This is a genomic window from Bacillus sp. M5A3_1b, assembly GCF_053345335.1.
The window spans coordinates 22186-44653 of sequence record NZ_JBKEZY010000001.1; the positions used below are offsets into that span (position 1 = coordinate 22186).

General features: G+C 33.3%; 23 protein-coding genes and 2 pseudogenes. 6 read left to right on the plus strand and 19 right to left on the minus strand.

The features are described from left to right. Window positions 1–154: 154 nt before the first annotated feature. From ACLBWW_RS00115 to ACLBWW_RS00135, 5 genes and pseudogenes are all read right to left on the minus strand, one after another. Entirely contained in the window at window positions 155–1102 is a 948-nt protein-coding gene (locus ACLBWW_RS00115; RefSeq protein WP_327815157.1) for a cation diffusion facilitator family transporter, read from the minus strand. 46 nt (window positions 1103–1148) lie between these two features. Beyond that, window positions 1149–1391, minus strand: coding sequence for a ferredoxin (locus tag ACLBWW_RS00120; RefSeq protein WP_071721448.1), 243 nt, complete (start codon window positions 1389–1391; stop codon window positions 1149–1151). 55 nt (window positions 1392–1446) lie between these two features. Continuing rightward, window positions 1447–2154, minus strand: a complete 708-nt coding sequence (gene gpmA, locus ACLBWW_RS00125; RefSeq protein WP_447613879.1) for a 2,3-diphosphoglycerate-dependent phosphoglycerate mutase — start codon at window positions 2152–2154, stop codon at window positions 1447–1449. Window positions 2155–2220: 66 nt separating this feature from the next. Beyond that, window positions 2221–2595, minus strand: a complete 375-nt coding sequence (locus ACLBWW_RS00130) for an ArsR/SmtB family transcription factor (RefSeq protein ID WP_447613880.1) — start codon at window positions 2593–2595, stop codon at window positions 2221–2223. A gap of 187 nt (window positions 2596–2782) precedes the next feature. Further along, window positions 2783–3100: pseudogene (locus ACLBWW_RS00135) on the minus strand (helix-turn-helix transcriptional regulator); the annotation flags it as partial. On the opposite strand from ACLBWW_RS00135, the pseudogene ACLBWW_RS00140 reads away from it, so the two are divergent. After that, a pseudogene (locus ACLBWW_RS00140) lies at window positions 3093–3467 on the plus strand (class I SAM-dependent methyltransferase); the annotation flags it as partial. The pseudogenes ACLBWW_RS00135 and ACLBWW_RS00140 overlap by 8 nt on opposite strands. A 37-nt stretch (window positions 3468–3504) precedes the next feature. Here the strand turns inward: ACLBWW_RS00140 and ACLBWW_RS00145 are convergent. The 6 genes from ACLBWW_RS00145 to ACLBWW_RS00170 form a co-directional block, all read right to left on the minus strand. Beyond that, the gene (locus ACLBWW_RS00145; protein ID WP_098079153.1) at window positions 3505–4323 is read right to left on the minus strand and encodes an alpha/beta hydrolase; all 819 of its coding nucleotides are present in this window, start codon (window positions 4321–4323) and stop codon (window positions 3505–3507) included. Between the two features lie 16 nt (window positions 4324–4339). Next, window positions 4340–5161, minus strand: coding sequence for an ABC transporter ATP-binding protein (locus tag ACLBWW_RS00150; protein WP_048545874.1), 822 nt, complete (start codon window positions 5159–5161; stop codon window positions 4340–4342). Window positions 5162–5175: 14 nt separating this feature from the next. Further along, the gene (locus ACLBWW_RS00155; RefSeq protein WP_447613881.1) at window positions 5176–6198 is read right to left on the minus strand and encodes a FecCD family ABC transporter permease; all 1023 of its coding nucleotides are present in this window, start codon (window positions 6196–6198) and stop codon (window positions 5176–5178) included. Continuing rightward, window positions 6191–7198 carry a FecCD family ABC transporter permease gene (locus tag ACLBWW_RS00160; protein WP_447613882.1) on the minus strand — a complete coding sequence of 336 codons (1008 nt, stop codon included), beginning with the start codon at window positions 7196–7198 and terminating at the stop codon, window positions 6191–6193. The genes ACLBWW_RS00155 and ACLBWW_RS00160 overlap by 8 nt, the downstream gene beginning before the upstream one ends. 27 nt (window positions 7199–7225) lie before the next feature. Continuing rightward, window positions 7226–8191 carry an iron-hydroxamate ABC transporter substrate-binding protein gene (locus ACLBWW_RS00165; RefSeq protein ID WP_447613883.1) on the minus strand — a complete coding sequence of 322 codons (966 nt, stop codon included), beginning with the start codon at window positions 8189–8191 and terminating at the stop codon, window positions 7226–7228. A 298-nt stretch (window positions 8192–8489) separates the two neighbouring features. Further along, window positions 8490–9248, minus strand: a complete 759-nt coding sequence (locus ACLBWW_RS00170) for an exodeoxyribonuclease III (RefSeq protein ID WP_048545879.1) — start codon at window positions 9246–9248, stop codon at window positions 8490–8492. A 154-nt stretch (window positions 9249–9402) separates the two neighbouring features. Between ACLBWW_RS00170 and ACLBWW_RS00175 the strand changes: the two genes are divergently transcribed. The 3 genes from ACLBWW_RS00175 to ACLBWW_RS00185 are packed head-to-tail and all read left to right on the plus strand — an operon-like array spanning window position 9403 to window position 11418. Continuing rightward, entirely contained in the window at window positions 9403–9999 is a 597-nt protein-coding gene (locus ACLBWW_RS00175; protein ID WP_098068876.1) for a bifunctional transcriptional activator/DNA repair enzyme AdaA, read from the plus strand. Continuing rightward, on the plus strand, window positions 9980–10510 hold the full coding sequence (locus tag ACLBWW_RS00180; protein WP_048545884.1) for a methylated-DNA--[protein]-cysteine S-methyltransferase: 531 nt from the start codon (window positions 9980–9982) through the stop codon (window positions 10508–10510). The genes ACLBWW_RS00175 and ACLBWW_RS00180 overlap by 20 nt, the downstream gene beginning before the upstream one ends. Then, a complete protein-coding gene (locus ACLBWW_RS00185) occupies window positions 10507–11418 on the plus strand; it encodes a DNA-3-methyladenine glycosylase family protein (RefSeq protein WP_048545886.1) in 912 nt (303 codons plus the stop codon). Before ACLBWW_RS00180 ends, ACLBWW_RS00185 begins: the two co-directional genes overlap by 4 nt. A gap of 37 nt (window positions 11419–11455) precedes the next feature. Here ACLBWW_RS00185 and pepT read toward each other — a convergent pair whose 3' ends face one another. Further along, window positions 11456–12688, minus strand: coding sequence for a peptidase T (pepT, locus tag ACLBWW_RS00190; RefSeq protein ID WP_098048817.1), 1233 nt, complete (start codon window positions 12686–12688; stop codon window positions 11456–11458). Between the two features lie 193 nt (window positions 12689–12881). Here pepT and ACLBWW_RS00195 point away from each other — a divergent pair, with 193 nt between their 5' ends. Continuing rightward, window positions 12882–13520 carry a YczE/YyaS/YitT family protein gene (locus ACLBWW_RS00195; protein ID WP_048545890.1) on the plus strand — a complete coding sequence of 213 codons (639 nt, stop codon included), beginning with the start codon at window positions 12882–12884 and terminating at the stop codon, window positions 13518–13520. 91 nt (window positions 13521–13611) lie between these two features. Here the strand turns inward: ACLBWW_RS00195 and ACLBWW_RS00200 are convergent, their stop codons facing one another. The 3 genes from ACLBWW_RS00200 to ACLBWW_RS00210 all read right to left on the minus strand — a co-directional run bounded on the left by ACLBWW_RS00200 (window position 13612) and on the right by ACLBWW_RS00210 (window position 15669). After that, on the minus strand, window positions 13612–13929 hold the full coding sequence (locus ACLBWW_RS00200) for a hypothetical protein (RefSeq protein WP_048545891.1): 318 nt from the start codon (window positions 13927–13929) through the stop codon (window positions 13612–13614). Window positions 13930–14247: 318 nt separating this feature from the next. Continuing rightward, window positions 14248–14823, minus strand: coding sequence for a histidine phosphatase family protein (locus ACLBWW_RS00205; RefSeq protein ID WP_098068874.1), 576 nt, complete (start codon window positions 14821–14823; stop codon window positions 14248–14250). Between the two features lie 30 nt (window positions 14824–14853). Further along, window positions 14854–15669 carry an alpha/beta fold hydrolase gene (locus ACLBWW_RS00210; protein ID WP_098068873.1) on the minus strand — a complete coding sequence of 272 codons (816 nt, stop codon included), beginning with the start codon at window positions 15667–15669 and terminating at the stop codon, window positions 14854–14856. A 439-nt stretch (window positions 15670–16108) separates the two neighbouring features. On the opposite strand from ACLBWW_RS00210, the gene ACLBWW_RS00215 reads away from it, so the two are divergent. Continuing rightward, the gene (locus tag ACLBWW_RS00215; RefSeq protein ID WP_447613884.1) at window positions 16109–18820 is read left to right on the plus strand and encodes an EAL domain-containing protein; all 2712 of its coding nucleotides are present in this window, start codon (window positions 16109–16111) and stop codon (window positions 18818–18820) included. A gap of 96 nt (window positions 18821–18916) precedes the next feature. On the opposite strand, the gene ACLBWW_RS00220 is transcribed toward ACLBWW_RS00215, so the two are convergent. From ACLBWW_RS00220 to ACLBWW_RS00235, 4 genes are read right to left on the minus strand one after another with little or no spacing between them, the layout of a single operon-like run. After that, window positions 18917–19984: an undecaprenyldiphospho-muramoylpentapeptide beta-N-acetylglucosaminyltransferase gene (locus ACLBWW_RS00220; RefSeq protein ID WP_098633749.1), complete on the minus strand. Its 1068-nt coding sequence runs from the start codon at window positions 19982–19984 to the stop codon at window positions 18917–18919. Window positions 19985–20032: 48 nt separating this feature from the next. Then, window positions 20033–20353: a DUF6572 domain-containing protein gene (locus ACLBWW_RS00225; RefSeq protein WP_048545900.1), complete on the minus strand. Its 321-nt coding sequence runs from the start codon at window positions 20351–20353 to the stop codon at window positions 20033–20035. A gap of 25 nt (window positions 20354–20378) precedes the next feature. Then, window positions 20379–21290, minus strand: coding sequence for an NAD-dependent epimerase/dehydratase family protein (locus tag ACLBWW_RS00230; RefSeq protein WP_048545902.1), 912 nt, complete (start codon window positions 21288–21290; stop codon window positions 20379–20381). Then, window positions 21287–22273, minus strand: coding sequence for a UDP-N-acetylglucosamine 4,6-dehydratase family protein (locus tag ACLBWW_RS00235; protein WP_048545904.1), 987 nt, complete (start codon window positions 22271–22273; stop codon window positions 21287–21289). The genes ACLBWW_RS00230 and ACLBWW_RS00235 overlap by 4 nt, the downstream gene beginning before the upstream one ends. Window positions 22274–22468 lie beyond the last annotated feature (195 nt).

The window sequence follows — 22468 nt, forward strand, 5'->3', positions numbered from 1 at the left end:
GTCTATTTTATGTTTATGCTAATTGTGACCGAATTGTGACAACTTTTTGTCTCTTTAGACGAAAAGTTGAAACAAAACTTTCAAAAAGGACAATTCTACTTGAACAAACAAAAGGCTATGGAGAATTTCCCCATAGCCTTTCGTTTGCATTTGACTAGACAATCATTTCATTATGTTTAATGTTAAGTGTTTCAATTTGAATGGTAGCATGTTCAATATGGAACTCTTGCTTTAACATATCGATAATATTTTGAAGTACTTCTTGATCATCTTGCTTTTTATCAATCATTACATGGACACTTAATGCATCTAATCCTGATGTAATTGTCCAAATATGAAGATCATGTAAATTACGGACACCTTCTACTCCTTTAATCGCTTGCTTCACTTTCTCTAGTTCAATTGCAACTGGTGTACCCTCCATAAGTATATGAATGGAATGTTTTGTTACGCCCCACGCGCTCTTTAAAATTAATAAAGCTACAACTACTGAAATAATTGGATCTGCAATATACCATGAAAATAATGACATAAGTACACCAGCCACTAATGCTCCCACTGACCCTAAAGCATCACCAAGAACATGTAAATAAGCGCTGCGTAAATTCACGTTATTTTTCACGTCACCTTGTCTCATAAGTGCCCATGCACTAATTAAATTTGCTAGTAAACCAATTGATGCGATTAACATCATTGGACCACTTGCTACAGTTGGTGGTTCAAAAAAACGACCAATTGCTTCCCATACGATAAGCCCTGCTACAACAAATAACGTAATACCATTAATTAGTGCTGCTAAAATTTCAAAACGATAATATCCATATGTTTTTGTAGAAGTAACTGTTCTAGCTGCTAATCCAATAGCAATTAAACTTAATAACAATGAACTTGTATCACTTAACATATGTCCTGAATCTGATAATAAAGCTAAACTATTTGTAACTAGTCCCCCGAAAAATTCAAGGAACATAATAGTTGCTGTAATGACTAAAGCTGTAATTAATCCTTTTCTATTTCCTTTCCTACTCTCCTCAAAATGATGATGTCCATGGGAATGCCCGTGAGCATGCCCATGATGTTGGTGACCGTGATGATGTCCCATATAAATGCCTCCTTTTAATTTTGTTTTGTCTTTCATAATTCCACTATTAAATTTTCACTTTATTTACAAATGGCTCTTTTCTTATCTGAATCGAACTTGTTGGACAGCCGTCACTTGCCGCCAACATTGCTTGCAAGAAAGTTTTTGGAATACCCATTATTCCTTGGTTGTTATCTAATACACCAAATGATTTTCCTCTTCCGTCTAATTGATATATATCAGGTGCTATAGAAATACATAGTCCACATGCCTCACAATTCTTTTTATTTACAACCGTATAATGTAGCAATTTAACTCACCTCCGTTACAGTTATACAATACATAGGTAGGGTATATTAAAGTCTTTATTTTATACAAATTTCCCTATTTAAATAATAATGGCCTATCGGTTTTAAATCTTTATCCAATTCATAAACCAATGGTGTTCCTGTTGGAATGTTTACATCTTCTATATCTTCATCTGAAATTTGATCTAAATGTTTTACTAAAGCACGTATTGTATTGCCATGGGCTGCTATAATTACTTGTTTACCTACTTTTACATTAGGAGCTATCTCTTCATTCCAATATGAAACAACTCGTTTTTCTGTATCTTCTAGATCTTCTGTAAGAGGAAACTCATACTCTTTTACATCTCTATATTTCGGATGTGCTGCTTCATATCTTTCGTCATCTTTTGTAAGTGCTGGTGGGCGTACATTTGTTGAACGTCTCCATAAGGTTACTTGTTCATCCCCATATTTTCTCGCTGTTTCTTCCTTATTTAATCCTTGAAGCGCACCGTAATGTCGCTCATTTAATTTCCATGTTTTATGAACAGGTATCCACATCAAATCCATTTCTTCGAGAGTAATCCATAAAGTACGCATCGCTCTTCGCAAAACAGATGTATATGCGATATCAAATGAGAAACCATTAGCTTTCAGCATTACTCCGGCTTCTCTTGCTTCTTCCAAACCTTTACTAGATAAATCAACATCCGTCCAACCTGTAAACCTATTTTCAACATTCCATTCACTTTGTCCGTGTCGTATTAAAACTAGCTTTACCATACTTACTATCTCCTCTCTTTTTAAAGTTGCATTTTCATAAAGAAGTATCTTTATGAAAATGCATAATTACATATCAAGATCTTTATGCTTCATTTCACTACTGTGACTAAACGCTAATTTAATTAATCCATTTACGTGGGAGTCATCTAATGAATAAAAAACAAGTTTCCCCTCTTTACGCTTTTTCGCCAATCCTATCGTTTGTAATAGTCTTAAGTGATGTGAAGCTGTTGCAATACTACTATGAATAATACTTGCGACATCACGCACGCAAAGCTCTTTTTCCGTATACAACGCATAAGCAATTTTCAAACGTGTTTCATCTGCAAGCGCCTTAAACATTTTCGCTACACTACTTATATTTTCTTTCTCAAGCATGTCACTTGCATGTTTTACTTTCTTCTCATCATGATAACAAAGTTCGCAATGTTCTTCCTTCATATGTAACACCTCTTATTCAAATACATATTTGATTATGTATGTAGTATACCTTATAAACGAGAAACATTCAAATGTTTATTTGAATGTTTCTCGTTTATACTAAAAATCCCACTGATTATTAACCCATAGCTATCCATCTTATGAGCTTTCCGATTGTTAATACCGAATAAATCAAACCGTTTTTCTTTTAGTATTCGTCCTGAGAAAAACAAAACTTTGTAAAGAGCTCCCATATAAGTTCGTTTCTACTGCATACTCCGACCTTTTCAAAAATTGACTTAAAATGATCCTGAACTGTATACGTAGAAATACACAATTCTTTTGCCACTTCTTTCGTTGACATCCCTCTAACAATTCCTATTACCACTTCTTTCTCTCTTTGAGACAAACTATAAGAATCTGCAAGAAGAGGAAAAACTTCTTCTGGCCGTGCACTTTCGAACAAAACCCTATATCCTGTATGACAACTACTGTAACCTTCTAGCCTGCTCGCACGAATAACCAATCCATTATTTGACGCTGCTACTTGTATGCTTGTTCTTCACTTCATCCCAACTATGAAGGAGAAAAAAGAGTTACTTAATGAAATTAGTAGCCGCTTAAAGCCTGGTGCTCCACTCTTTCTCTCTTCAATAAATGGTATACCCCATACAAGTATGTTTTCTGCACAATTAAATGCTTGGCGCAACCATATGATGCAAAATCAAATTCCATTAAAAGATTGGGATCGATTTGAAAATTCTTTTGAAACAGAAATATTTCCTATTTCCGAAACAAATCTACTAACTATCATGAAGGAATGTGGCTTTACTCACATCACTCGCTTTTTCAGTAGCTTTTTAATTGATGGATACGTTGCCTTTAAACAATAATGAAAAAAGGTAAGCAATTGCTTACCTTTTCCCTCTTCTATAGGTGACTAATAAACCTTAACCCTTTACTTAAAGAAGTCGGCACAACTGACGCATGATTTTCCCCTTCAGCTTCATAAAACGTAAATCTAAACTGATCGTGTTTTACTTGGAGAAGGCGCTTTGATAATTCATTTGCATCTACAACCATATGCTCTCGCTCTAATGACCCAACTGTAAGGAACACTCCCGTTTCAAACTTGGCACTATTTAATTCACTTATAAGATTCACTTCTTTTTCAAGTACAGACTGGTTATTCCACCAAATAGATGGACTACTAATAAAATAATTTTGAAAGGCATTTACGTTTGTAAATAGTATATGTAAAGCAAATAAACCACCTAACGAATGCCCAAATAACGTTTGCTTTCCTTTATCAATCTCAAAATCATTTTCGATTTGAGGCTTCAGTTCTTCTTCTATAAAAGTAAAGAAGTTATGTGCTCCTCCTGTTTTAGGCCACGGTTTGCCATCTGGTTTTAAAGGCGCATCTTTTGAAATTACGCTAGGTGTAAAATCATAACATCTTTCTTCACCTGAAAATGCCCCTTCAATTGGATAACCAATACCTACTATAATTGCTGGTGAAACACCTGTTTTTTCTGCTCTAACTGATTGTATTTTAACCGCTTCATGGAATGTTTGAAAAAAAGCATTGCCATCTAATACGTATATAACAGGATAGCCTGACTCTGGCGCTGGTCGCCTCGGCTTTGAAATATGAATTTGATATTCCTTACCTTCTAATTTCGAATACATTTTCCACTGTTCTGTATTAGTTGTTATAATCTGCTGTTTTTCAATAGTAGTATTCATCTTATATCCCTCCCTCTTAACTCGTTACATATATTTCTACTTTCTCTTCTTGAGAGACAACACTATCGTATCCAAAGCAAACAGGAGATCCATTATACGGATCAATCATGACACGCGCATCAATATGAAATACTTCTTTTAACACTTCATTTGTAATGATTTCTTCTGGGATACCAGTTGTAACGATTTCCCCTTCCTTCATCGCAATAATTTCATCTGAAAACCTTGCTGCATGGTTAATATCATGTAGTACCATTACAACTGTACAATTATGTTCTTTATTTAACTTCTCCACAATTTGTAATACATCTAATTGATGAGACATATCGAGATATGTAGTTGGTTCATCTAGTAGTAACACTTCTGTCTCTTGTGCTAAAGCCATCGCTAGCCATACCTTTTGCCTTTGACCACCTGATAAATTGGCAATTTGTCTCGTTCGAAATTCAGAAGTTTTCGTTATATCTAATGCCCAGTCAATCATCTCTTTATCTTTTGAAGTTAACTTATTTACATTATTTCGATGTGGATAGCGTCCATAAGAAATTAATTCTTCCACTTTAAGTTCTCCTGGTGCAATTGGAGTTTGCGGGAGTAAAGCTAACTGCTTCGCAATTTCTTTCGTTGGAATCGTATTTAAATCCTGTCCTTGCAAATATACTTTACCGCTCTTTTGCTTTAAAATTCTTCCCATTGTTTTTAACAGTGTTGATTTACCGCACCCGTTTGGCCCTATAATTGTCGTTACTTTTCCTTCTTGTATTTCCACATTTAAATCGCGAAACACTGTAAGCTTTTCATAACTCGTTTCTAAATTTTTTGCACTTAAAATACTCACTTTTATTCCTCCTCTTACGCTTTCGCCTTATAAAGTAAATATAAGAAATACGGTACACCGACAATAGAAATAACGATCCCAACAGGTAACTCTACAGGGGTGAAAACTGTTTTTGCAATAAAGTCTGAAGCTATTACAAGGAACATTCCGATTACTCCACACATAGGAATGATATGCTTATGTTGAATACCAACAAGTCTTTTCGCTATATGCGGTGCCATTAAACCAATGAAACCAATACTTCCTGAAACTGCAACACATGCACTGACAAGTCCGATACTACTTAGTAGTAAAATAGATTTCTCTCTTTCTACCGAAACACCTAAACTTGTAATACTCGTTTCTTCCAATTGAAATAAATCTAATAAATAAGCTTTTTTTTGTATAAGCGGAATTAATATGATAAGCCACGGCAACATAGCAACAATATACTTCCAGTTTGCGCTATATATGCTTCCTGACACCCAAACTGCAGCCATTTCGAAATCAGTTGACTTCATTTTGAGTGATAAGTACATAGAAAATGCTCCAAATCCTGATCCAATTGCAATCCCTGTTAATAAAAGACGTTGTGAGTCTAGCTTACCGTTTTTCCATGAAAACAGATAAATGATGATAGCTGCACCTAATCCGCCGACTAAACCAAACATTGGCATCATCATAATAGACATCCAGTCTGTGCTCTTTAATTGCCCTTGAAAGAAAAACATAAAAATAACGATGGCTGTGCCGGCCCCAGCATTCACTCCTAAAATACCTGGGTCTGCCAATCCATTCCTCGTAATCCCTTGAATAACAGCACCTGCAACGCCTAGGCCTAATCCTACTAACCCAGCAATTACGATACGAGGAAGACGAAACTCAAAAATAACTAAATCATGTTCTGGTACTGGATCAATTCTAAAAAGTGTTTTAAATACATCCGTAATCGTAATATCAAACGTACCATTCGTTAAACTAATATAAATTGCACATAGTATTAAAAATATAATAATCCCCATTGTCATTCCAAAGCGCTGACTCGAACTTTTAAGCATGTCTCTCTCCTCCTCTTGTACGGATTAAATAAAGGAAGAAAGGAATTCCAATTAAGGAGGTAACGACTCCAATTGGTGTTTCAAATGGATAGTTTACAAATCTACTTAAAACATCACATAACGCTAAGAAAACTCCACCAATAACGCCTGCACATGGCAAAATCCACTTATAATCTACCCCAATTATAAAGCGAGTAATGTGAGGAATAATTAAACCTACAAAACCAACTTTCCCCACTAAAGCAACTGCCGTTCCTGTTAAGAAAATAACCGATAAAATAGCCATTGCTTTAACTAGTTTTGTACGCTGTCCTAGATTAATAGAAACTTCTTCTCCTAAAGAAAGAATAGTAATAGATTTTGATATTAACAGCGCTAAAACTATTCCAATTATCCCAAACGGTATCGTGATTTTAATGATATTAGGGTCCACTTGGTCTAACTTTGCATTAAACCAAAAACTAACATTTTGAGAAATTTGGAAATATGAAGCCATTGCAGCAGATACACTACTTAAAAATGTTCCAATAACTGTTCCGATAATCGCTAACCTAACTGGTGATAAGCCATTTTGAAGGAGCGAACCAAAACCAAACACGATACCGGCTCCTAGTGCAGAACCAATCATTGAACATAAAACCATACCAATTGATGACATTCCTGGAAGAAAAATCATGCAAAGTGTAATAACAAAGGCTGCCCCATCCGTCACACCCATAATAGAAGGGGATGCAAGATAGTTTCTTGTCATCCCCTGCATAAGTGCTCCTGATATGGCTAGAAATGCTCCAACTAAAAGAGCTGCAACTACCCTTGGTAAACGTGAAGTAATAATAATATTATGATTTACATCGCTTGAATCAAAATGAAATAATGCGTTCCACACTATTTCAGCATCAATACTCTTCGCCCCATACAAAATAGAAAATATAACTGTAAATAAGATGAGTATGGGTGCTATACATAATATAGTCACTGGTACTGCATTTGTTTTCTGCATATCATTCAACGCACCTTACTTATTGTATTATTTAGATAAATTTTTTACTGCTTCTTTTAAGAATACTGTTTTACTCCAAGCTGTACCACCTTGTGCCATTGGGTCTACAACGTTTACAAATACTTTCTTTTCCTTCGCAGCATTCATACTTTGCCAAATTGGATTGCTTTCAATTTCTTCTAGCACTTTCGGATTTTTATTTTCACTTGCCTCATATTGTAAGAAAATATAATCTGGGTTAAGTTCAGCAAGTTTTTCAAATGAAATTTTCTCTTGTGCTTTTACAGCTTTAAGTTGTTCTGGAGCAGTTAGCCCAAGATCTTTATAAATGACAGGGTTGAAGTATACTCCTTCTGGATATAGGAATAATTCGTTTGCTCTTAGTCTAATGACAAGTACTTTTTTGTCTTTTAACTTATCTCCTAGTTTTGCTTTTGCTTTTTCAGCATCTGCATTGTAATCTTTAATAATTTTTTCTGCTTTATCTTTTTTACCAGTTAATTCTCCCATTAACTTTAAGTTATCTTCCCAATCTGTTGAAACATGTGATACTGGGAATGTCGGAGCTACTTTCGTAAACTTTTCAGCTGTTTCTGCTGGGAATTTTGTACTTGATGTAATAACGTCTGGCTTTAATTGTAGTAATGTTTCAAAATTTGGTTGCATTTTCTCGCCAACAGATTTCGCACCCTCTAAATCTTTTTCAAGATACTTCGGTAATTTACCACCAACAGTAATGGCACCTACCGGCTTAATACCAAGTACCGCTGCATCTTCCATTGACTCTAAACTAGCTGTCGCAATTTTATCTACTTTTGCTGGTACTGTATATTCTTTACCTAAATATGTAATTTTTCTTTTTTCGTCTTTTTTCGTTTCCGTAGCTTTTGTCTGTTGCTTTTGTTCTCCTGAATTTTTATCCGTACTATTGCATGCTGCTAGTCCTACACTTAAAACTGTAACCATCCCTAAAGTAAATAACTTCTTGTTCATCTTTATATAACTCCTCTCGAATTCTCAAACTATATTCTCAATAAAATTTAACTATATGAAACTTGTCTCACATATATATTTCATTAGATTAATAATTCTATCCAGAACTCATTCTCGTTCACTTCCCCTAAACTATAATTCTTTTACACCTCATCTATTGATAACACTTTTCATTGATAATGATTATCGTTACTAAGTATATATTTAATATGCAATTATTTCAAGAAAGATTTGAAAAATTTTAACAAACTGAATAAAAAAGAAGTATCCGCCTAATCTTAGGAAGATACTTCTTTTTTTAGAAATTTATATGTAATTCCACTGGGCAATGGTCTGATCCCATCACTTCACTATTAATTTTCGCCTCTGTTATTTTGTCTTTCATTCTTTCCGAAACAACAAAATAATCTAAACGCCATCCAATATTTTTTGCTCTCGCTCCCATACGATACGACCACCACGAATATGCACCTTCCTGATCAGGATACAGATAACGATACGTATCAATAAATCCTTCTTCTAAAATACATGTGAATTTCTCTCGTTCCTCATCAGAGAATCCAGGGTTTTTACGATTACTTTTTGGATTTTTTAAATCGATTTCTTTATGAGCAACGTTTAAATCACCGCAAAAAACAACGGGCTTTTTTTCATCTAATTGCTTAATATAAGCCCTGAAATCATCTTCCCATTTCATTCTGTAATCTAATCGTTCTAATCCTCGTTTTGAGTTTGGTGTATATAACGTTATCATGTAAAAATCTTCGAATTCTAAAGTAATAACTCGTCCTTCTTGATCATGCTCTTCAATTCCTAAACCGTATGTTACAGATAGCGGTTCTTTTTTCGAAAAAATAGCCGTTCCTGAATAACCTTTTTTCACAGCATAATTCCAGTATGTATAATATCCCTCTGGATTCAAATCAATTTGCCCATCTTGTAATTTAATCTCTTGTAAACAAAATATATCAGCATTTGATTCCTCAAGATATTCTAAAAATCCACCTTTTGCGATAACTGCTCGCAAACCATTTACATTCCACGAAATTAACTTCACCTATAGTCCTCCTCTTGATGTTCACTTTCAAATTTCATGCTATCACAAAATAGAAAAACAATCATATTTTCACCTTTGTAATCTTGCTCTTACATTTGTGAATACATACATACGCACTTTATTCAGGTTATACTAATTTCAGAGGTGATGTTCTTTGCACAATGAAGGGATTACGTTAACAAATGAGCATTGGCAAGCAATTATTCATAATGATTCTTCCTATGATAGTAAATTCTTTTATGCTGTGAAATCAACCGGAATCTTTTGCAGGCCGTCATGCAAATCAAGAATACCGAATAGAAACAATGTACGAATTTTTCATCATGCAGAGCAAGCATTAAGCGAAAACTTTCGCCCGTGCAAACGTTGTAAGCCAAACGGAATCACTTTACCTAATGAAGAGTGGGTAGAACAAATTAAAGATTATATCGAGAAACACTTTGATGAGTTATTAACTCTCGACATACTTGCTGAAATGTGCCATGGTAGCCCATTTCATTTACAACGTACTTTCAAAAAAATGACAGGAATAAGCCCAATAGAATATATACAACAATTCCGGATTGTTAAAGCGGCAGAACAGCTATTACAAACAAATCAATCCATTAAAGAAATTAGTACTGCTATCGGGATAGAAAACCCTGAGTATTTCGCAACTTTATTTAAAAAGAATACCGGATTTACTCCTACTGAATATCGAAAAAAGAACGAAATGAAAGAAGGATACAATAATGAATTCCTCCAAAAATAAATTTATATATTGGACGCTACTTACACATGAAAATTGGCAGTTTCATATTGCTGCAACTGAAAATGGACTATGCTTCATTGGATCACAAGATGAAAAATTTGAAGAACTAAATATATGGGCTAGAAAGAAATTGCCACAACATATATTGGCATGTAATCCAGATTATCTACAATCATATACGAAAGAAGTTATCGAGTATTTAGAAAGTAAACGAGAAACTTTTACATTCCCTATCGATGCTTACGGAACTGATTTTCAATTATCTGTTTGGAATACGGTACGTGAAATTCCTTATGGAAAGACATATTCTTATTCAGAGATTGCCGAAAGAATGCAAAAACCTACTGCTGTGCGTGCCGTTGCTACTGCTATTGCTGCCAACCCTCTTCTCATTACAATTCCTTGCCATCGTGTTATTGGAAAGAATGGTAAACTAACCGGTTTTAGGGGCGGATTAGAAATGAAGAAAGTGTTGCTTACATTAGAAAAGTCTCAGGTAGAATGCATATGACAGCAAAATATACTAGCCCATTAACTTTAGCAGTTCCAACAGAATTTAGTTTCCAAGAAAATTTACGCTATCTATCACGTTCTAACAATGAATGTATGTTTCACATTGAAGATAACAAAATTTATAAAGTTATCCCTGTTCACGATGTACATCCTTTAGTTGAAATTAGTATGAACTCGGATGATAATATTCAAATACGTTTTTTAGAAAAATCATATACATCTGAAGAATCGATATGCGAAGCTGTAGCTCACTATGTAAAAGAGTGGTTTGATTTAACTACTGATTTAGCTCCTTTTTATTCATTAGCTAAACATGATGTACTCCTTCAAGGACCAATTGAACAATATTATGGGCTTCGTACTTTAGGTATTCCAGACTTATTTGAAGCACTTTCCTGGGGAATTATCGGTCAGCAAATTAATCTCACATATGCTTATACACTAAAAAGAAGATTAGTCGAACACTTTGGAAATTATGTAGAATGGAACGATAGAAAACATTGGATATTTCCTTCTCCTGAAACGATTGCCAATTTACATGTAGAGGATCTCAAAAACTTAAAAATGACGACTAGAAAATGCGAATATGTAATAGGTATTGCAAAGCTTATTACAGAAGGAAAATTATCAAAAGAATCTTTATTGCAAATACAAGATGTGCAACAAGCTGAAAAACAATTAACTGCTATACATGGTATAGGACCGTGGACTGCCAACTATGTTTTAATGCGCTGCTTACGATTTCCTTCCGCTTTTCCCATTGACGATGTTGGCTTGCACAATGCAATTAAATATATAACAGGCTCTGAAAGTAAACCGACTAAACAGGAAATAAAAGATTTTGCGGCAAATTGGACCAACTGGGAGTCTTACGCCACTTTTTATTTGTGGCGAGTATTATACTAAAAAACCAATTAGCGCATCCGCACTACTTGGTTCTTTTTTAAGCTTGTTCTTCGAATCGTCTTGCGATTTCCACAATAACTTGAACAGCTTTTTCCATCGTATCCACCGAAACATACTCAAATTTACCGTGGTAGTTTTCACCACCAGTGAAAATATTCGGCGTCGGTAATCCCATATACGATAATTGTGATCCATCTGTTCCACCACGAATCGGATGAATGTTTGGTTCGATATTTAAACTTTTCATCGCTTCATATGCAATATCAACAATTTCTCTCACTGGTTCGATTTTTTCAAGCATGTTATAGTATTGATCATTCATTTCTAAAACGACTGCATTTTGTCCATACTTCTCTTGCATTTGCTTCACAATATTTTCAACGTTATGTTTACGCGCCTCAAAATTTTCACGATCAAAATCTCGAATAATATAATACGCTTTACTTTGCTCAACATCACCATTTAAAGAAAGTAAATGATAGAATCCTTCATAACCCTCTGTATTTTCTGGTGCCTCTTCTACTGGTAAGTGCCCATTAAACTCCATAGCAAGTTTAATTGCGTTACGCATTTTATTTTTCGCTGTTCCAGGATGTGTATTCGTTCCGTTAAACGTTAACTTAGCACCTGCAGCATTAAAGCTTTCATACTCTAAACCACCTAATGGACCTCCATCCATCGTATAAGCACATGATGCACCAAACGCTTCTACATCAAAATGTGCCGGCCCACGACCAATTTCTTCATCCGGCGTAAATGCTACTCTTATTTTCCCATGTTTAATTTGCGGATTATGTATTAAATAGTTCATTGCAACCATAATTTCAGTCAGACCAGCTTTATCATCTGCTCCTAGAAGTGTCGTACCATCCGTTGTAATAATCGTATGTCCTTTATATGATGGTAATTCTGGAAACTGTTCTGGCGTTAACACAACATTTAGCTCTTCATTTAACGTAATCGCATTGCCATCAAAATTTTCATGAATTTGTGGTTTTACGTTTTTACCTGTAAAGTCTGTTGCCGTATCTAAATGTGCTAAAAAGCCGATTACTGGCACATCCTTATCCGTATTAGCAGGAAGTGTTGCCATTACATACCCATTATCATCCATTGTTACTTCTGTTAAGCCAATCTCTTTTAACTCTTCCACTAATAACTTACCAAACTCAATTTGTCCAGGTGTTGTTGGTACTGTATGACTTTCTTCATTTGATTGTGTATCAATCTTTACATATCTCGTAAATCTTTCAATAAGTTCTTGTTTCAAACTCATTCACTCCCTTTTATGTTTCTCGTTCTATTATAATCCTTAAAACGAAATATTTTAACTTTTTTGACTGCGAATATATATTTCATTTGTATTTTAGCAATTTTAAATAGCAGCTAAAAAGTCGTAATATTTGTACATCAAAACTCTTACATGTAATATACATAATTATACAATATAGGAGGTTTTAAAGATGAGGCTAACTCTCTTTCGCTATTTTCTTTTTTTCTTAGGATTAATTTTTTTCGGCCTTGGAAATGCCCTTGCAGTCAAAGTTAAATTTCTCGGTTTACACCCTTGGGAAGTTTTAAACATGGCTCTCTACCAAAGGTTTGGGTGGACCATTGGTACGTGGAGTGTCATATGTGGATTATGTCTCGTTCTCATTTCTTTACTAGTAGATCGAAAATATATAAATGTGGGTACATTTTTAAATGCACTACTTATCGGTCCCATTATGGACTTTTTCTTACAATCAAATATCCTTCCAAACGCTAGTAATTATTTATGGATAAACTTACTTATTTTATTTGCTGGTATTGCAATTACAGGTATTGGGGGAGGGATGTATGTTGCGGCTGGGATTGGTGCTGGCCCTCGAGATGGATTCATGCTTACTATTTCCGACAAAACAGGGCTATCTATTAGCCGTGCTAGAATTATAGTAGAATGTGTTGTACTAGTTATTGGATTTATGCTAGGAGGTCCTGTTTTCATCGTAACTTTTCTTTACACCTTTATTCAAAGTCCCATCTTTCAGCAATCATTTAAGATGTTTCAAACCCTCTTACATACTTTACATAACAAAGAGAAAGTTAATGAACATATTTAAACTACAACTTAATACAAAGTATTCACCCTATTTACGATTCTCACCGCAAATAGGGTGTTTCTTTTTTCATCTCACAATTTCAGAATATATACTACTCATTTACAATAAAAGTATATACATCGTCATAAATACAACCATTTACTTTAATTACATACTTCCCTGGTTTACTAAAACGAATTGTGTAATTATTTAACCGAATTGCTTCTTTATCTCCAGAAAGAATATCAATACTTCTACCACTCAATACATAAAATTCACTTTGATTCATCGTTACATCAATTGCATTGAAATTTCCTTCTTTCACCTGCTTTGTTTCCGCAGCGCTTACACTTGGTTCTAAAAACAGTAGTCCACTTAATCCAATCGTACCTGCTAAAGCTACTCCCGCAAACTTTTTAATCTTTTTCATTACAATGTCCTCCTTATAAATTTTGTGTAAAGGTGATTCCCCCCCCTTACACCACAAAGCCTATATGTAATGAAATGAAAAGTAAACGGAGACCGTAAGACAAAATTCTACATCTTTTTCTCCAATTGAATATAAATCCAGCGTTTGGAGTTTTGTCAAATTTAAAATTGTTTCCTTAAACCAACTTCCAATTATATTATTCAGAAATTGAATAATTACTTATTGATTTAAGATTCTAAAAATAGTTGATAAAAATGCTTTCTATAAAAAAAGTATATTTTATAATTACGAATTAAAACACACTCCATATATTCAGTTTCATTCTCCTATCCATAATTTTTCTACATTCAATAATTGTTCATCATTAAATTCCAACTTATATATGTCAGGCTTTGATGTATGTATTAAAAATTCAAACCCGTATTGCTTATCAAAATAATTCATCATGAGTGTCATTACAAGCCCATGTGTGCCAATTACAATTTTTTGTCCTTGAAAATCCATTAATATTTCCTTTAACACTTTCACTACCCGTCTCTGACAATCCTTATATGACTCTCCTTCCATGAGTGCAAAGTCAGGATTAGAGAACATCTTCTTTACAAGCGGATACACCTCTTTATCTGATATAACTTGATCCCCACTGGAAAATATACACTCTTTAAGGTTTTCATATATTAATATTTCTTTTTCATAGAAATTGGCTGTTTTTTCTATCGTTAACACAGCTCTCGTATATGGACTTGAAATGAAAGTATCGATTCCCTCTGTTTTTAATATGTCTGTTACTCTATGAGTGTCTAAACTTCCCTTTTCAGTTAAACCACGTGTTCTTTCACTTCCTTCTAATTTTGATGATTCACCGTGCCTAACCATATAAATATATGTATTCATACTTCCTCCTTGAAAATATTCATTCGTTTTTTATAAATTTTGTTGTTTTGTTCGTGTAATCCATTCTCCTACTAAACTCTCGAATAGTTCAGGCTGTTCAATTTGCAAATTATGTCCCGCCATATCAAGCACCGCTAATGTTGCTCTTGGATAATCTTCAATAATTTCTATAATATCTCGATAACCTACCGATATATCTTGTCTTCCTGCTAATAAAAGAACGGGTTTCTCATATTTTTTTCGGTGAAACTCCATAGTAAGAGAATAATTTTTTTGCAATCTTTCAATAAATTCATAATTAGCAACATCTAACCCCGGCTTAATTTCTTCTTTAAATCGCTTATATGTATATTCATTTGCTACCACTGCTAACTCGCTAAATTCTTTTCTTTCGGTAGAAGTTAACGTATTTAAAAACTCCTTATCTTGTACAATTATCTGTTTATCCGGTAAACGTCTTTCTTTTTGCAGTGCAACAACCACAGGACATATTAATAATAATCCATTGACTCTCTCAACCATTTTTGAAAGTATCCCTCTAGCTAAATATCCGCCGAAAGACTCTCCTACTAGTAAAAAATCTTTCTTTGGAATGATTTCTTCAATAAATATAGTTATCACTTCTAATATATGATCTGAACTATTTATCCAATCTGGAGCGTTCGACTTTCCCATTCCAGGTAAATCAATATATATTCGTTGATAACCTTCATATTTTTGAAATACTGATTCCATACATTTCATCATTAACCTATGATCCGGCGCACAGCCATGTATAATAATGACTGGTTTCCCCTCTCCAACAATTTCATAGTATATTTCCGCATCTTTAATTCGCCATAACATAAAAAGTCCTCCCTATTTAGTAAAAATACAATCCACTCTGTAAGAATACACGTTCTTATTTTATATCCTTTTGTAACATTTTTACAAATGTTAATTTTCAGATTAAAAATGAAAATCTTACTTAAAATAGCCTATAACAATCAAAAGATCAGCTAGAAAGAGGATTCTCATCATTTTATATGCAATTTTGCATCTCCACTTGCAAATCACTAAAAAACCTTTAAAATTCAAAGGATGACTAAATATACAATTTCTATTTAAAATCTTGATGCAATACATACTATCAAACGCAATATTTTTTTAATTTTAAGAAGTATTAAACTCTTCAATACTTTCCTTATAAACAAGATTTTCACAAGGAAATCTGATACAATTTTTAAGTAATATTATTATGTGTAGATATTACGAATATAGTGCATAATTAAAGAAGGTGATTTTATTGAAATTAAATAAAAATTTACAACTGTGTATATTAATCGGAACATTAATATGCTATTCAATCTATTTTATATTTTTTTATCTGTTCCCTACTCATTTTTCAAATTCGGATGTACGCTTCGCTTCACTTATCGTTGAAGCCATTACATTTGTATCACTAATTTATTCTATATATTCTAAAAAAGTCAGTTCAAATCCGTTTTGGATATGTATCACGATAGCAATTGGGAGTTTTTTATTAGGTAAAATAGTATATACATATCAAGATAGCTTCTTCGAAATTCCAATACATCGTTTTACTATTTCTGATGTATTTTACATGTTTTTTCTACTCTTTTGTCTTATCGCTTTCAGTTATAAAATTTTAAAAGAATGCGATAAATGGGAAAAAGCGTTCTTTATTTGTGATATATGTATAGTACTTACTTCCATATTCACATTAGAGTGGTATTTATTTAATCAACCAAATTTAAATATATTCTCTCTTTCACTAGGCGATGTTTTCCTTTCATTTCTATATCCAATTGCAGATTTATTGTTTCTTCTACTAGGCTTTAGTCTCTTTTTCCGTCCGACAATTTTTAATTCTAAACGGAAGATTTATATCTTTATTTTTGTATTGATAAGTTCTGCAACTTTTAACTATATTTATTTTTACTTAAATAACCATTTAGCAACTGAAACTATAACATTATTACGTCTTTTATATAGAATACCTATATTATTTATTGCAATAGCTGGATCTATTTCTAATAGCCATAAAAATTATTTCATTGTTAACCCTATAATAGGAAAAAAGGCTTTAGTTGTATTTCCCTATCTTGCTGTTGCAATACTAATCGGGTTTACATTAAAAGAACAAACATCATCCTCAACTCTCATTACAGGAAATTGTATTACTTTTATTTTCGTACTCATTCGTCATTCTATTGTACGTATGCAAAACAATTCCCTAACAAAACGTTTACAGGCATTCAATGCACAACTAGAAGAAAAGGTGACTTTACGGACTTCTGATTTAGTTCATAAGTCAGAGGCTCTATCTCAAAAACAACAAAAGTTTAAATCGTTATATGAATATCACCCTGATCCTATTTTTACAATTGATTTACATGGCGTATTCTTAAATGTAAATCAAGCCGGAAGTATACTACTTGGAGCACCAACAGATGAGTTACTCGGTGAAACTTGTTTTTCGATTATTTTAGATGAAGACAAACATAAACTAACATCTGCATTAGAAAAGGTGAAACAACAAGAATCGGCATACTTACAACTAAGTTCTAAATATAAAGATGGTTTTACTTATTTTTTATACGTTACCATCGTCCCTATTATAATAGACGGACAAATTTCAGGAAGTTATATTATGGTAAAAGATATTACCGCACTAAAAAAGCAACAAGAAGAAATAAAGTATTTAGCATTCCATGATACGGTAACGAAAATTGGGAACCGTGCCTTTTTCCATAAGAAATTAAAAAGAGTTATAAAAAATGCTAATACAACAGACAGTGAGTTCGCATTATTATACTTAGATTTAGATCGCTTTAAAGCAATTAACGATACACTTGGACATTCGGCAGGAGATCACATATTAGAAGAAGTAGCGAAGCGATTCCAATCATGTCTTCCATCACATACTCATCTGTCAAGAATCGGTGGCGATGAATTTACAATCTTAATTGAAAACTATACTGACGAAGATTCCTTATTCGATTTATGCAACCAGTTATTTGAATGCATGGAAAAACCGTTTGTCATACATGAGCATACATTAACTTTATCACTTAGTATCGGCATCGCTATTTATCCACATTCCGGAATCGATACCGCTACACTTTTGAAAAACGCTAATGTTGCAATGTATGATGCAAAGGCAAAAGAGCTTAACTCTGTCTCTATTTATGACGATGTAATCGCTAAAAAAATTGAAAGACGATTACGATTAGAAAAAGATTTAACAAACGCAATACAAAATGAAGAATTGTTCCTTTTGTATCAACCTCAAGTTGATAGTGAATCTAATAAAATTATCGGTGCAGAAGCTCTAATCAGGTGGAATCATCCTGAATTAGGCGTTATTTCTCCATATGAATTTATTCCGATTGCTGAAGAAACACTACAAATTATTCCAATAGGAAAATGGACATTGCAGCAGGCTTGTGAGCAAATGAAACGTTGGCACACACTCGGATATTCTCATTTAAAAATTGGTGTAAACTTATCTGCTAAAGAATTTGAACAAGAAGATTTTGTAAAGTCTATTTCTTCTACATTAGCAACTACAGGCTTACCGGCAAGTTCTCTCGACCTTGAATTAACAGAGCGCATTGCAATGATGGATGAGCGAGAAACATTGATAAAGCTCCGCACACTAAAGGGTTTAGGAGTTCACATTTCAATCGACGACTTTGGTACAGGTTATTCTTCACTAGCGTATTTACCTTTATATCCAATAGATACGTTAAAAATCCCAAGAGAATTTATTACAATGTCTGAAACGTGTGAAGATGGAATGGAAATTATTAAAACGATTATCACATTAGCACATACATTAGAAATGTCTGTCATTGCAGAAGGTGTAGAAACGAAAGAACATGTGAATTTCCTTCAAAAAAATAAATGTCAGTTTATTCAAGGTTACTATTATAGTAAACCTATCCATACTCATGCATTTACTGAGCTATTAGAAATTGGTATTCACCTATAGTATATTGCTAATATGGATAAGTAATAATGAATTTGAACAACTATAGTAAAAAGGAAAGAAGATATCTTCTTTCCTTTTGTTTTTTTATTTAAATTTCTATTCCTTCACCACTTCATTTATTATATCTATTAATTGATGAATCCCCTCATCATTTGTTTTCTTATATCCATTCATGTTTTGAATATATCTCTCCTTATTTGTATACAACTTATTTACTGCATGTATGAATACATTCGTATTTATTCTGTCCTGGATTATAACTTCCGCATATCCTTGCCGAGAAAAATATTCAGCATTTAAAACTTGATCTCCCCTACTAGCACTGTTAGTTAACGGGATAAGCAACATCGGTTTCTTCAAAAATAGCAATTCAGAAATAGCAGTAGAACCTGCTCTAGAAACTACAACACTCGCCATATTTAGTACATGCGGCAACTCGTCGCCTATATACTCGAATTGCATATAACCTTCCATGCCAATAGATAAATCTATCTTCCCTTTACCGCACATATGAACAATATTAAAATTTAATAGTAATTTTTCCAAACTTCCCCTTACCATATCATTTATCCATTGAGCACCTTGACTCCCACCCATAATTAACAATACTGGTTTATCTTGCTGAAATTTACAATAGCTTCTTCCCCGCAATACATTGCCCCTCTCAATTTCTTCCCTTACAATTGGTCCTACATAAACCTTCTTCTCATTACTTACATTTTCTCCTGTCTGAGGAAATGTTGTGCATAGTTTTGTAGTAAAAGGTAATGCTATTTTATTTGCTAATCCTAACGTACTATCTGGTTCACGTATTATTACAGGTACTTTATTCATCCACGCTCCTATTACTACAGGAACGGACACAAATCCTCCTGCCGAAAAAACAACATCTGGTTTTATTCGTTTCATCAATTTATAACTTTGTATGCAACCTTTTATTATTTTAAAAGGATCTTTAAAGTTCTCCCAATCCCAATATCTCCTAAGCTTCCCCGTTGAAATACTATTGTATTTCACATTTTGAACTAATAGTTTTTCAATTCCATTTTGAGATCCAATATACTCAATTCCCCATCCTTTTTCCATAAATTTAGGAATCAATACCATATTAATCATTACGTGTCCGGCTGTACCGCCCCCAGTAAAGAGAATCTTTTTATTCATAATTTATATCCACCTTTATCATTAAAAATCTTGTTTTATACTAATCTATTAAATGTAAGTAAACTTACTATTATTTATATAAACATTTAGCTCAAACCCTATATCTTGCAAAAAATCTTTAATAAGATCATAAAAATCATTTCCATACTCACTACATTCATACTGAGCAAAGACTTGAATTACAGGCCTAGTTCCTGTACCTATTACTGGATTTTTCCTATCACCCTTTTTACCTTCCACATAGGCTTGACATTTATTTATCGCCTCATAGATACACAAAACATGCTCTTCCTCATCTTTCCAGTCCAGCGTATCAACAATTAAAAGAAATAGCGTATTTTGATTATCTATTGTTTTATAGCCATTCATATATTTCTTACACCCTTTTCATTTTTCATTGAATGCAGATTTCACTACACTTCGCATACTCGAGTACATCTTTTAATGATTGATGGAATTGAATTTCTGGGACCCAACCTAACCTTTTTATATCCTCTATTACTAAACTCTCATTTGATTCGCTTCCACTATGCTCTGCTTCTTTTATGGAAAAACTCAGCTGTGTTAATTCTTTGTATTGTTCTATTACATCTAATAAAGACCGTTTTATCCCTGATCCAATATTATATTGTTTTCCATTTATTCCATCGCGCAATAACACATGATACGCTTTAACCGCATCACGTACATCTAGAAAATCCCTACTATCTTTCAAACTGTTTACTTCAATAATTGCTTCACTTTTATTCGACTCTATAGTTATCATTTTTTTTGCAAGAATAGAACAAATACCATTCGATATTCCTGGACCAATTAAATTCGAGGGCTTTGCAATGATAATATTTGAATTCATTAATTCACTCCACACCTCTGCAATAATGACTTGCATCGTTTTACTTAAACTATATGGATTTGAAATTTTTATATTGCTCATACTATCTGCTTGCAAAGCAGATCCTATAACCAATGTTCTACAGTGAGGTACTTCTTGCTTAATTGCTTCTAATAAATATAACGTCCCTATTACATTAACCTCTACATATTCAAGAGCAGCTGTCCAAGACTCTATGACCGAATTCTTTCCTGCTAAATGCAATACATAATCTGGCTTTATTTGTTTCATTACCTTCATTACTTCGCTCTTATTAGTTAAATTACAAGTAATACCATTCCCAATTATTTCTCTATGTGCACGATTTTGAAACATAGGAATTACATGAAAGCCCTGCTCTAAAAAATATTGGCAAGCATGGCGTCCTGTGAAACCATTTGCACCAGTTATTAAAAGACTCGCATTTTTTTTCATCGTAAAAACCCTCCTTTTAATAACATTTGTTTCACCTCGTGTTTTGTAAGTAAGTCTTGTTGAGAACTAAAACTCTTCACATCCACAAGCGGATAGCTAGCATAATATTCTTGCAGTCCTTCTATAGGAATAGTCGGTAGTACCACAAAATAATTTTGATCAAAACTTATACTTGTTTTACTCTCTACCTCAGATAAAAGCATTTCACTTAATTTTTCACCCGGTCTTATCCCTACTTCTTTTACCTTCACGTTTTCCTTTTTCGAATCTTCAATTAACACTTCTGCTAAATCTGTTATTTTACATGCCGGCATTTTCATAACAAAGATTTCCCCACCTCTACCTTGATATACGGCTTTAAATAACAATCCAACAGCATCTTCAATCGTTAAGAAAAATCTAGTCATACTTGCATCAGTAATCCCTACTTGTAAAGATTTTTTAATTTGTTTTTTAAAGAGTGGTACCACACTTCCGCTCGTCCCCAAAACATTTCCACCACGAACACAAATGAATTTTGTTTTCTTCGTTTGCATATTCGCATGCACCATCAACTTCTCACCAATTGCTTTTGTCATCCCATACGTATTTGATGGATCGGCTGCTTTATCCGTTGAAACATATATAACTTTCTCAACTTGCATCTGTATAGATGCTTCAATTACATTTTGTGTACCATGTATATTTGTTTTTATAGCTTCATAAGGATAATACTCACATACTGGAACATGTTTTAAAGCTGCAAGATGGAATACATAATGGACACCTTGGCATGCATAGACTAGTTGATCTTTATCACGAATATCTCCAATAATAAATTTTAATCTATCATCATTTATAAACTGTTGCTGCATTTCAAACTGAACCGTTTCATTTCTTGAAAAAACTCTAATTTCTTTCGGTGATTTTTCTAATAATTGTTTTATAAGTTCATGTCCCCACGAACCTGTACCACCAGTAATTAAAATTATTTTATTTAGCATTTCTTTTCCTCCTACCACACATTTCAATTAGAATTGTATTTATAAAATTTATTGAATTATTTTCAATTGATTTAAATCATAATTGTCGTTTGTTACATTTAATTGACAAAATAAAAAAACAGAAACTATTAAAAATAGTTTCTGTTTTTTATTTCACCTCACAACAGTAAGATTTTTTATACTTTTTGCATAATA